The sequence below is a fragment of the Enterococcus sp. 9D6_DIV0238 genome, from assembly GCF_002174455.2.
GTDB lineage: Bacteria > Bacillota > Bacilli > Lactobacillales > Enterococcaceae > Enterococcus_L > Enterococcus_L dunnyi.
On sequence record NZ_CP147246.1, the window covers coordinates 2,308,335 to 2,319,503 of the forward strand.

The window sequence follows — 11,169 nt, forward strand, 5'->3', positions numbered from 1 at the left end:
GCCTGCTCTGTTTTTTTGTCTAAAGCAAGAGATATTTAGTAAAAAAGTGTAAAGTCGTACCACAGCTCTTTTGTTTGTCTGAATTTAGTGGTAAAATTATTGCTATCAGTCTAAAGATTATTCGAGGTGTCGATGTGAAAAAGTTTAATCCAAATAAAAATATAATCATTACGTTGATCGTTGTGATCATCGTAGTAACGATCATCAGTTTGACCGCTGCCAACCGAGCAAATAAAGGGAAAACAAATTTAGGTCAATCTGCTGTGAATGATAGTGTAGGATTTATTGATAAAGTAATCTCTTTTCCCGCGAAAGCAATTGGTGGCGGAATTTCATCAATCAGCACTCTTTTCAACACGTATGATGAGAACGAACGCTTGAAAGAAAGAATCGATAGTTACGGTGAATTGTCGATTCAAAATGATAACTTGAAGAAAGAAAATGAAGCACTGAAAAAAGAGCTAGGGCTAAATGAAACGTTAGGCAACTATGAAAGAGTAACAGCTACAGTTGTCACACGGACACCTGATATGTGGCAGGATATTTTGATCGTTGATCGGGGATCAAAAGATGGAATTGAACCTAATATGGCTGTATTATCTCAAAAAGGATTGATCGGCCGCGTCATCGAAGTTAGTGCAGCTACTTCGAAGGTGGAATTATTGACTTCAAAAAATCAAAATTCAAATCATTTTCCTGTTCAGATCAATTCATCAAACGGCGACTCATATGGTCTTTTGAAAACGTACGATGATAAAGAAAACACCTTGATCGTTAGCCAGATCGTAGGAGACTTGGATATTAAAGAAGGAGATGTTGTCCAAACATCAGGTTTAGGTCAAAATTCTCCAGCTAATCTGCCAGTCGGTGTAGTCGAAAAAGTGAAACCGGACAGCTATGGATTGGATCGGGAAGTATATGTAAAACCTTATGCTGAAATGTATAATATGCCTGTGGTTACGATCATTAAGAGATTAGCAGGAGCGGGGGAGTAACATGCAGATGATCAAAAAAGAAAATGTGAAATACTACGCGCCTGTAGTTTTCTTTTTACTGATGCTGATCGATGGACAGTTGACGCATGGTGTTGAAAATTTAATGGACAACATTTATTTTCCTAGTGCTCATATTTTATTGTTGGCTTTTCTAATGGCCGTACCAAATTTATCTAAACGTTATTTATTGATCGCTTCGTTGGTTTTGGGTTTAGTTTGTGATAGCTATTATTTGGGTATCATCGGAATTTATACAGTGGCCTTAGCTGCAACAGTCATGATGATGTTCCGTTTTCAACGTGTGGTACATACAAACTTATTGACTGCATTTTTTGGGATGATCATTTTTGTGACAGCGTATGAATTAATAGCAGTTGGTCTGCAGGTTATTTTTTCAATATCAAAAGTAGCACCGATTTTATTTGTCACAAAAGTGTTAGGGCCAACATTGATTTTTAATATGCTGCTATTTGTTTTACTTTCATATCCATTAAAACGACTATTTGCTAATGAATAGTCGCTTTTTATTGGCACTGTTAGATAATAAAGCAAGATAGTCTTACGGTCATGAAACAATTTTGTAATATCTCTTTTATCTGCATGTCATACAGCTATGATACAATAATGCCATTGACTAAATAAAAATAATTTTGATTTATATAAACGAGTCCAGCACATACCGGAGGAATTAAAACGTGAAAAAAAGTCTATTATCAGCATTGATGGTTTGTTCAGTCACTCTTACAACAGTTGCTTTACCACTTGCAGCAGTTGCCGACGATTATGATACAAAGATTGAACAACAAGATAACATCATCAATGACCTAAAAACAAAAGAATCACAGGCAGCAGCTAAGTTAGCAGAGATCGAGTCAGATATGTTAGAAACGGCGACAAAGATCGATGAACTGACAGCTAAGAAAAAGACCCTTAAAAACGAAATCACAAAATTATATAACGAAATCTCTGATTTGAATGTTCGTATCCAAAAAAGAGAAGTTCAAATGCGTAATCAAGCACGTGATGTTCAGGTCAGCGGAACTAGCACTAGTTATTTTGATGTGATCCTAAACTCAGAATCTATCGGAGATGCGATCAGCCGTGTTCAAGGTATCACGACATTGGTCAATGCAAATAACGATTTATTAGAACAACAAACAAATGATAAAGAAGATGTTGAGAAGAAATCTAAAAAAGTTGAAACTCAAATTTCTGTTTTAGAAACATCGACTAAAGAGTTGAATGCAAAACAGGCATCTTTAGATACGCTAAAATTAGAACAAGAAATCGCTAAAAATGAGTTGGAAGCGCAACGTACGACAGAAGAAAATAAAAAATCAGAATACGTTGAACAAAAAGCAGCCGCTCAGAAAAAATTAGAGCAAGAACAAGCAAGAATAGCCAAAGAACAAGAAGCACAAAGAAAAGCAGAGGCAGAAGCAGCTGTTAAGTTAGCGGAAGCACAAGCAGCGAACCCCGGTCTTGTTAAAACCAATGTTGTAGAGAGTAATGGAACAACCACTGCACCATCCACTCCAGTTTCTGAAACGCCAACAGGTAATACAAATAGTATCGGTAGCGGTAAAGTATCAGAAGCGAAGAAAAAAGCAGCACAAATTGCTTTGAGTTCAGTGGGTCAAACAAATCCTACTGGTTGGGGACAAAGCGGTGAATGTATCGTTGCTGTTCAAAATTGGCTGAATGCTGCTGGAATCAGATTTACACCAGGTGGTCCTCACAGCGGATATACACAATCCGGTGCGGTTCAAGTTTCTTGGTCTGATGTTCAGGTAGGTGACGTTGTCCAATATGAAAACGCGCTTAGTCCTGATTCATGGCTAGATGGTGTCCATACAGTCCTAGTAGTAGGAGTTAAAGGAGACCAAGTTCAAATCGTTGAGTCAAACAATCCGGCAGGTTCTGGATATGTTTCAACAACGACAGGCTGGACACCAAGTCCGTATGCTGCAAACTTTAGAGCTGTCGTATGGCGCTTTCCAGGCTAAATAAGTAAATGTTGAATCCCAGAGAAAATCTTCTCTGGGATTTTTTTGAAGAAAGGACATTATAAAGGAATCAAAACTGTATATTCTAAATCATGATGATTGTATTCTTTTCTTTAATAGAGTACCCTAAAATAGTCGTTGGCATTTCGAATCATTCTCTAAATAAAAAAGATACCATTAGGAAATGGTTGAAAATGCTATTCTATAGGCATTTCAGGTGTTAAAATAGCGTGTTCTTATTTGTTATATGTAGCTTTCAAAAATGAAATACTCCTGTAACATTATTATTATATGTATGACATGTGACTATGATACAATGATTTCGTTGTTAATAAAAGAATGTAAAATACTCATACGATGAAGATTATATTATAAGTAAAATTTCGGAGGAATGAATAGTGAAGAAAAGCTTATTACCATTACTAATGATTTGCTCATTAACCCTTTCAGCTGTAGCATTACCAGCAATTTCTAATGCAGATGAAGTGGATTTAAAGATTCAACAAAAAGACCAAACAATTAGCGGACTAAAATCTCAAGAAGCTGATGCTCAAAATCAATTAGCATCTGTACAAAACGAAGTGGCTTCTATTAATGAAAAAGCACAAACTTTGATTGCTGAACAAGGCAAATTAAGAAGTACATCTACAAAATTAGAAAAAGAAATCACTCAATTGACAAAACGTATCGACAAACGTGAAAAAGCGATCCAAAACCAAGCTCGTGACGTACAAGTTAACGGAAATAGCACAAGCTATATGGATGCGATCTTGAATGCCAAATCAGTTTCAGATGCGATCACTCGTGTAACAGCGATGTCTACGATCGTTAATGCAAACAACGACTTAGTGAAACAACAACAAGAAGATAAAAAAGCCGTTGAAACAAAGAAAACTGAAAATGAACAAAAATTACAAGATTTACAAGATAACCAAGTAGCTCTTGAAGCTCAAAAAGGTGATTTAGTAAAAGCTGAAGCTGAGTTGAATGTATTACAAACAACTTTAGCTGCAGAAAGAGCAACAGCTGAAGACCAAAAAGCTGGCTTAGAAAAAGAAAAAGCAGATGCGATCGCAGAACGTGCACGTATTGCTGAACAAGAAAAAGTAGTAGCAGCGAATGCGAAGAAAGCAGCTGAAGAAGCAGCTGCAGCAAAAGAAACAGCGCCAACCACTACAACAGCATCATCAACTGAACAATCTACAACAGGTTCAACAGAAAATCAAACAACACCAAGTACAGATAATGGTAATGGCGGGAATGTAACACCAACTCCAGATCCAACGCCAACGCCGGATCCGACGCCAACACCGGAACCAGTTGAGCCAGATCCTGTGTTACCACCATCAACTGGCGGTTCTGCAATTTCAGTTGCAGCAGCACAAGTTGGTAAACCATATGTATGGGGTGCTAAAGGACCAAACAGCTTTGACTGTTCAGGACTTGTCTACTATGCATTTATGCAATCAACTGGCCGTAATGTCGGTGGATATACTGTAGCACAAGAAAGTGCTGGTACACGCATTTCTGTAGGTGAAGCTCAAGCAGGAGATTTATATTTCTGGGGTAGCCCAGGTGCTTCTTACCACGTAGCGATCGCTACAGGTGGCGGCGGTTATATCCATGCTGGTAACGAAAGTACAGGCGTTGAATACAGTAACGTTGGTTCATTCACACCAAGCTTTGCAGTACGTATGTAATCACATAAACTTAACTATTTAAGAATCAGACAGTTGTCTGATTCTTTTTTTATAAAAAGGGACTGGGACATAACTCTATGAGTTACAACCCAGTCCCTTTAAAAAACGAATAAACGGTGAGAACAGAAGTAACCCCTTCGGAAATAAGCTGAAATTCACAAAAATTTGAAGATCAATTTCCATGAATTCCTTCTTATTTCTCGGGGGTGAACACTTCTGTCTCAACCTCCTCTAATCGTTAATTAAAAGAGGGTATTTTTTTATTTATTGACGTATGGCTCAGTTAATTCCATAAACTCATTTACATCTTTGATGACTTGGTCGATTCCTGCTTGCCAGAAATCAGGTTTAGTCAAATCAACGCCAAGATGTTTCTTAGCTAAGTCTTCTGATGTCATCGATGCAGTATCACGCAGTAATGCAATATATTGATCTTCAAAGTCACTACCTTGCTGATTCGCATAAGCATAAATACCCATGCTGAATAGGTAGCCGAAAGTATAAGGAAAATTATAAAATGGTACATCATCGATAAAGAAGTGCAGTTTACTTGCCCAAAAATGTGGATGGTAAGTACCAAGACTATTTTGATAGCTTTGTTTTTGTGCTTCAAGCATTAGTTCTGTGATGTCATCTTCACTTAGCAATCCTCCTTTTCGTGCTTCGTAGAAGTTTGTTTCAAAAATAAAACGGGCATGGATATTCATGAACATTGCAATGGCATTTTGCATTTTTGTATCTAGCAAATTAATTTTTTCTTCCGGTGTTTCAGCTTCTTTTAGTGTTGCATCTGCTACGATCAATTCAGCAAAGGTACTTGCCGTTTCAGCTACATTCATTGCGTATTCTCGATCAAGTGTAGGAAGATCCCACATGACACTGCTATGAAAAGCATGGCCTAATTCATGAGCTAAAGTAGCAACTTCATTGATCGAATTGCCAAAGGTCATAAATATTCTGGATTCTTTTGTTTCAGGTAGCTCGGTACAATAGCCGCCTGGACGTTTGCCGGGTCGGTCTTCTGCTTCGATCCAGCTTTTCTCAAACGCGGTCTTAGAGAATTGAGCCATTTTAGGACTAAATGTTTCAAAGTTTTTCAAAATAAATTCAGCGGCTTCGTCAAAGCTGAATGATTTTTCTATAGAGTCGCCTAGAATGATCGGTGCATCCTGATCTTGCCAGTCCATTTTTTCTTTGCCAAATAGTTGAGCTTTACGTGTTAAATAGTCAATGAAAGGCTGTTTATTTTTCTGGATCGTTGCCCACATAACATCCAAGGTTTCTTTTTGCATACGATTATAATTTAGAGGTTCTTCAAGAAAATCAGTTACACCATGCAAATTGTACTGACTCAAGCGAAAACCATCTAAATGATTCAATGTATCGGCTAGCAAAGGAGCTTTTTCTTTCCAAGCTTTTTCCCATGCAGTGAATAGCTCTTCTCGAACTGCTTTGTCAGGATCACTCATCATACGATTAAATGCTTGTCCAGCTGAAAGAACTGTTTCTTTGAACGGGATAGCAATGCTTGCGACGATCGTATCGTAATGGCTGCTCCAAGCGTTAAGACCATCGAGTGATAAGGTATTGATGATGTGTTCTTCTTGTTCAGAAAGTAGTTTTTTTCCATCTCGGCGAATCTCATTCAAGCGAAAAGCAATTGCTTCAAATTCAGAAGAAGAAAGAAGTGTCGTCCAAACATCCTCTGAAATTTCTGTTAATTTTTTTGTGAAGATCGTTTCAGCTAATTGGATAGCTGGCAATAAAGCATAAAGGTCACCTGAAAGTGTTTTTGCTTTTTTATCTGAAGTATCAGCGGATAAAAGTGCATTGATAAAACTATTGCATTGTCCAAAACCATCTGAGATAATGCTTTGTAATGATAAAATTTGTTTCAATTCTTGATAGTTAGTATCTTTTTCCGGTTCCCAACGGTCAATCAATTGATGGTAGTCTTTGCTTTGATTCTGCAGCTCAAGCATCCGTTGCTCTAATTGAGTCGATTGGCTACCTCCTGGGAAAATACTATCTAAATCCCAAATTAGTGAATATGTCATAAACGTCCCTTCTTTCTTTAAATTACTTCTATAGTATAGCACAAGAAAAAGAGTTGATGATTCGTTATGTTAGGGAAATAGAGCTATATAATAGAAGAAAAGAGGAGATATTTTGAAAAAACAATTAAAAAATAGCAATTTATACATAGCTTTTGCATTTCTGATCATGGCTATCTTGTTTTTTAGCTCATCACAGACTTATGAACAGCAATCTCAGGTTGGGCTATTAGATAATGTATTGAGCAGCAAGCCGTTTGCAGCACAATTAAAAGGAATTTCATTTAGCTATGCGGGCAGTGAAGTTAGTATCAAAGCGATGGGCTATGCTAAATTTATTGAATTCTTTATTCGCAAAGGTGCACATTTTGGGACATACTTTTTGTTGGGTGGAAGCTGGTTTATTGGGTTGAATATGAAGTTAAAACAGCCGCTTCTAGTGGGAGTGGTTTCTTGGTTGGCTGCAACAGGCTATGCTGGGCTAGATGAATATCACCAGATGCTGACAGGAGGGCGTAGCCCGTTGTTTCAGGATGTCATGCTGGATTCCTTTGGTGCATTAAGTGCGGTATTTTTATGTTTGATCGTTCTTGGAATCAAGCGTTTATCTAAAAAGCGGTGATCATCATAATGCTGAACGAGTTAGATCCAAAATATAATTGTTTTATTGAAGAAAAGTGTATTTTTTTTATAAATATGCTTTTCTTTTTTTGATACTTATTATTATTATCTTATTTCAATTTCATGTATGATAGATGCCATAAGAGGGTGGAGAGCATGATTAGAAATAATTTAGGACTGATACTTTTTGATAAATAAGCAAGAACGAAAGTCCAACTGATCAGTCACTTTGATCGGTCTAAGCAATGGTGGACGATGGAAGAACTTGTGGAAGAAACAGGTATGAGCAAACGGACGATTGAAAAATATTTACTACTTATACAAGAGGAATTAATAGTGTATGATCCAACAGGTGAGTCGCGATTGATCTATGATAAGCATTTTGGTTGTTCATTGTATTTTAAGGACTCTGGTGAGATAGAGTCATTCTTGTTGTTTATCATGCAAAACACCGTGTGTTACCAATTAACATATGCGATATTTTTTGAAAATATTAGTTCAGCTGTTCAATTTGCGCAGGAAAATTATACAAGTGAATCTACGATTTGGCGAATGATCCGAGATTTCAGAGAAATTCTACAGCAATATGATCTAGATATTCAAAAAGGAAGCTTTCAATTGATCGGTGATGAATACCAAATCAGAAAGTTTGCTCATTCAGTGATTTGGAATCTATTTAAAGGCAAGCAATGGCCATTTTCACAAGTAGCCATTCAGCGAGTAGATCAAATTCTCACTAGTGTTGAAGCTTTTTTTAAAGTTGAATTGTCTACCTTAAAACGTCAGAGTATGGCTTATTTTATCGCAACTTGCCTTACCAGAAATCAAAATGGACATTCAGTAAAATGGTCTGTTGAGGTTAAGGAAAATACGGAGAATAATGAATTGTTTCAGGAATTTTCTGAATGCCTTAAAGAACATTTTGAAGAAAGCATGTGGTCAACTGCGGAAGCAGCCTTTATGTTTTCAGCCGTTTTGACAGTAGATGATTGCTACCGTGATCCAGAAATCAAAAAAAGAATTTATGATTTTCATGAAATAAATAATACTGCATTGTATCAATCTATCGTCAGTCTAAGAAAAGTGGCGGAAGAGCATTTGGATAATATCGAACTATCAGAAATCGAAGTGAACCATTTAACTCCATATGCGTTTAGCTCTCATATATTTTGCCAGATATTTAAAGGATTTGAGTTCAGTAATACCAGATACAATTATTGGAATCGTATACAACTTAAATATCCTGTACTGATCAGTAAATTAGCGAGTTTGATCGATTTACTTGCAGAGCAAACGGGTGATACTGTATTTTTTCAAAAAAATTTTTTGATTCCACGCTACCTCTTGATGTATGCGTTTATTGGTAGATTATCACAATTTGAAAAGCAAATAAGGGTTGTGTTGATCACGAACTTGCCTGTATTGGAAGAAGAGCGTGTGATTGTTCGCTTAGATGAGACGTATAAAAATGACTACAACTTAGAAGTCATACAGGAATCAGCTCTCAACGATACAGAGTACCAACTGGTGCTATCGACAAGTAAAGTACCAAAAGAAAAAATCGGAGATGTGCCTAATCTTATCTTCAATACTGAACTGACAAAAATCGACTATGCAGAACTTGATAAAGTATTATGGCAGATCGTTAAAGAAAGGTGATTTTTTTAAAAAAGAAATAAAAAAGAAATGAAACTTCAAATTTTAACAAAAAAATAGACAAAAACTGACGGATGTTAAACGCTTTCTACTGCTACTATAAGGGAGCAATTTTAGAAGTGAACTAGTTTTCTAAAATCGATTATAGTTTAGGAGAGGATAAAGATGAAAAAATTTGTTCATGGTTTATTAACGATTGTACTACTATTACAATTCGTAATGCCGCAAATTGTCATTGCTGAAACGTTGATCAATGGAGAAGAGCTACTTAGCCTTAAAAGTGCAACTCTAGACTCCGCTAGTAAAAAGGAAAGAGCTATCGTGTCTTTAAAAGTAGGGGCAAAAACAGATGATGAACAAAAAGCAGTGATTCAAGTATCCTCTGGACTAACTCTAACACCTTCTTCTACCAAGGAACTAGTAGATGCAGCCGGGGATGTTAAAGGAACGTATCAAATCACTGATAATACAGTTCAATTAACGATAAATGGTGGAGTGAATGAAGAGTTATCATTGGTGGCAGAAGGTCAAGTGCCTGAAGCTAGTAGTGAACAGCAAGTGCAATTTTCATTAGAAAATACTAGTCAAGTCGTTTCTTTACCTGAACAATGGTTTGTTACGGAGGACACATCGCTTGAATCAACGACAAAAGAATCGAGTGATCCAACTGAAACGACCTCCTCTTCTATAACAGAAACGATCCCTTCATCAGAAAATGAAGCGGTAAAAGATGTCAGTACAAGAAGAGATCCAGTAAATATCCAAGATTTTTATGATGAGCTTGGATTGACAGAGGATTTTTTGACAAATATGAAGCTGACTTATACAGATCAAGATGGTAATTCAGTTGAGAAACCAACGATCGATGATTTGATAAATTTTCATTTTGATTTCAAATTAGATGAAGCTGTTCGGGAAAAAATGCAGGCAGGGGACTATTATGAATTTGACCTTCCTGATTCTGTAAAAGTCACACAAAATCAAACATATCCCCTAAATGATGCTGAGGGTAATCATTATGCAGATGTCACAATAGGCACCGATGGAAAAATCACGATTGTTTTCACGGATGAAATCGAACATGCTTCTGATATTGAAGGGAATTTTCATTTTACAGGGGAGTTTGACAAAGACAATATTGGTGGTCCGGGGGAAATCGTGATCGTTCCTCCTGGTCACGAGGATATTGGCGAAACAGTGACGATCAAGCCGAATTATACAGGCGATAATATAGATAAAAATGGGCATTTCGATAAAGAGCATAATCCAGATAAAATCATTTGGAATGTTGATGTCAATAAAGCTTTGGATACATTGGAAAATGCAACTGTGAAAGAGAATTTTCCAGCTGGCACAACCTATGAGAGTGTCAAAGTATATCAAGTAAAAGTAGATTTTGAAGGAAATGTTGTAGAAGGTTCAGAAACATTAGCGGATCCTAGTACGTATACAGTAGATGCTGATGGGACTGTTCATTTCAACGAGACGATCGATGGTGCTTACCGTTTAGAATATACGACCAAAATCAATGAAGATGCCAAACCGAATGAAGGCGGGCTTGCATCGTTTCAAAATCAAGCAATACTGTCTTCTAAAGGAATCAAAGATGCAACAGCAGAAGCAACTGTTTCAACGAGTTATGGGGAAAAAATCGATAAAGCTAGAGGGGATTATGATTCAGATAATCAAACCATCAATTGGAAAATTCACTATAATTATGGCGAAAAAGATATCAACAATGGTTCTATAATAGATACATTTCAAGATGAACACATGTATTTGGTAGATGGGACGATCAAGCTGTACGAAGTTAGTTTCGATCAAAATGGACGTCCGGTGCGCGGAAGACAATTAGTCGAAGGGCAGGATTATACCTTAGACACTTCTTCAGGCCATGGATTTGAAATTCATTTTATCGGCACGGTAGATACAGCGGTCGATGTATTATATCAAACAGGATACGATGGTATTGTTGATGACAATACAACCATCACAAATGCAGTTAAAACAGAGACGGGGGAAGACGATACCAGCTCAGGTATTTTGAATCCACAAAACGTGATCAAAAAACTAGGCCAAGTGGACTACACAAATCATACAGTCGGCTGGAACGTGGACGTCAATTTGAATCATTAGA

General features: G+C 36.9%; 8 protein-coding genes. 7 read left to right on the forward strand and 1 reads right to left on the reverse strand.

Annotated features, from left to right (window positions below; genetic code table 11):
• Nucleotides 1-134: 134 nt before the first annotated feature.
• The 4 genes from mreC to A5889_RS10760 all read left to right on the forward strand — a co-directional run bounded on the left by mreC (nucleotide 135) and on the right by A5889_RS10760 (nucleotide 4,701).
• Nucleotides 135-995, forward strand: coding sequence for a rod shape-determining protein MreC (mreC, locus tag A5889_RS10745; protein ID WP_176372883.1), 861 nt, complete (start codon nucleotides 135-137; stop codon nucleotides 993-995).
• A gap of 7 nt (nucleotides 996-1,002) precedes the next feature.
• The gene (gene mreD / locus A5889_RS10750) at nucleotides 1,003-1,512 is read left to right on the forward strand and encodes a rod shape-determining protein MreD (RefSeq protein ID WP_087642068.1); all 510 of its coding nucleotides are present in this window, start codon (nucleotides 1,003-1,005) and stop codon (nucleotides 1,510-1,512) included.
• A 178-nt stretch (nucleotides 1,513-1,690) separates the two neighbouring features.
• A complete protein-coding gene (locus A5889_RS10755; protein WP_087641892.1) occupies nucleotides 1,691-3,001 on the forward strand; it encodes a coiled-coil domain-containing protein in 1,311 nt (436 codons plus the stop codon).
• A gap of 398 nt (nucleotides 3,002-3,399) precedes the next feature.
• Nucleotides 3,400-4,701, forward strand: coding sequence for a coiled-coil domain-containing protein (locus A5889_RS10760; protein ID WP_087641893.1), 1,302 nt, complete (start codon nucleotides 3,400-3,402; stop codon nucleotides 4,699-4,701).
• A 260-nt stretch (nucleotides 4,702-4,961) separates the two neighbouring features.
• Here the strand turns inward: A5889_RS10760 and A5889_RS10765 are convergent, their stop codons facing one another.
• Nucleotides 4,962-6,758, reverse strand: a complete 1,797-nt coding sequence (locus tag A5889_RS10765; protein ID WP_087641894.1) for a M3 family oligoendopeptidase — start codon at nucleotides 6,756-6,758, stop codon at nucleotides 4,962-4,964.
• A gap of 112 nt (nucleotides 6,759-6,870) precedes the next feature.
• Between A5889_RS10765 and A5889_RS10770 the strand changes: the two genes are divergently transcribed.
• The 3 genes from A5889_RS10770 (at nucleotide 6,871) to A5889_RS10780 (ending at nucleotide 11,168) form a co-directional block, all read left to right on the forward strand.
• Nucleotides 6,871-7,377 (forward strand): VanZ family protein, encoded by a 507-nt coding sequence (locus tag A5889_RS10770; protein ID WP_087641895.1) that lies wholly within the window; start codon nucleotides 6,871-6,873, stop codon nucleotides 7,375-7,377.
• Nucleotides 7,378-7,631: 254 nt separating this feature from the next.
• On the forward strand, nucleotides 7,632-9,035 hold the full coding sequence (locus A5889_RS10775; RefSeq protein ID WP_087641896.1) for a helix-turn-helix domain-containing protein: 1,404 nt from the start codon (nucleotides 7,632-7,634) through the stop codon (nucleotides 9,033-9,035).
• 162 nt (nucleotides 9,036-9,197) lie between these two features.
• Nucleotides 9,198-11,168 carry a collagen binding domain-containing protein gene (locus A5889_RS10780; RefSeq protein ID WP_087641897.1) on the forward strand — a complete coding sequence of 657 codons (1,971 nt, stop codon included), beginning with the start codon at nucleotides 9,198-9,200 and terminating at the stop codon, nucleotides 11,166-11,168.
• Nucleotide 11,169: the final 1 nt, after the last annotated feature.

Coding starts and splice junctions, on each gene's coding strand:
- mreD (WP_087642068.1), top strand. CDS start 1,003: ATGATCAAAAAAGAAAATGTGAAATACTACGCGCCTGTAGTTTTCTTT.
- A5889_RS10765 (WP_087641894.1), bottom strand. CDS start 6,758: ATGACATATTCACTAATTTGGGATTTAGATAGTATTTTCCCAGGAGGT.
- A5889_RS10775 (WP_087641896.1), top strand. CDS start 7,632: ATGGAAGAACTTGTGGAAGAAACAGGTATGAGCAAACGGACGATTGAA.
- A5889_RS10780 (WP_087641897.1), top strand. CDS start 9,198: ATGAAAAAATTTGTTCATGGTTTATTAACGATTGTACTACTATTACAA.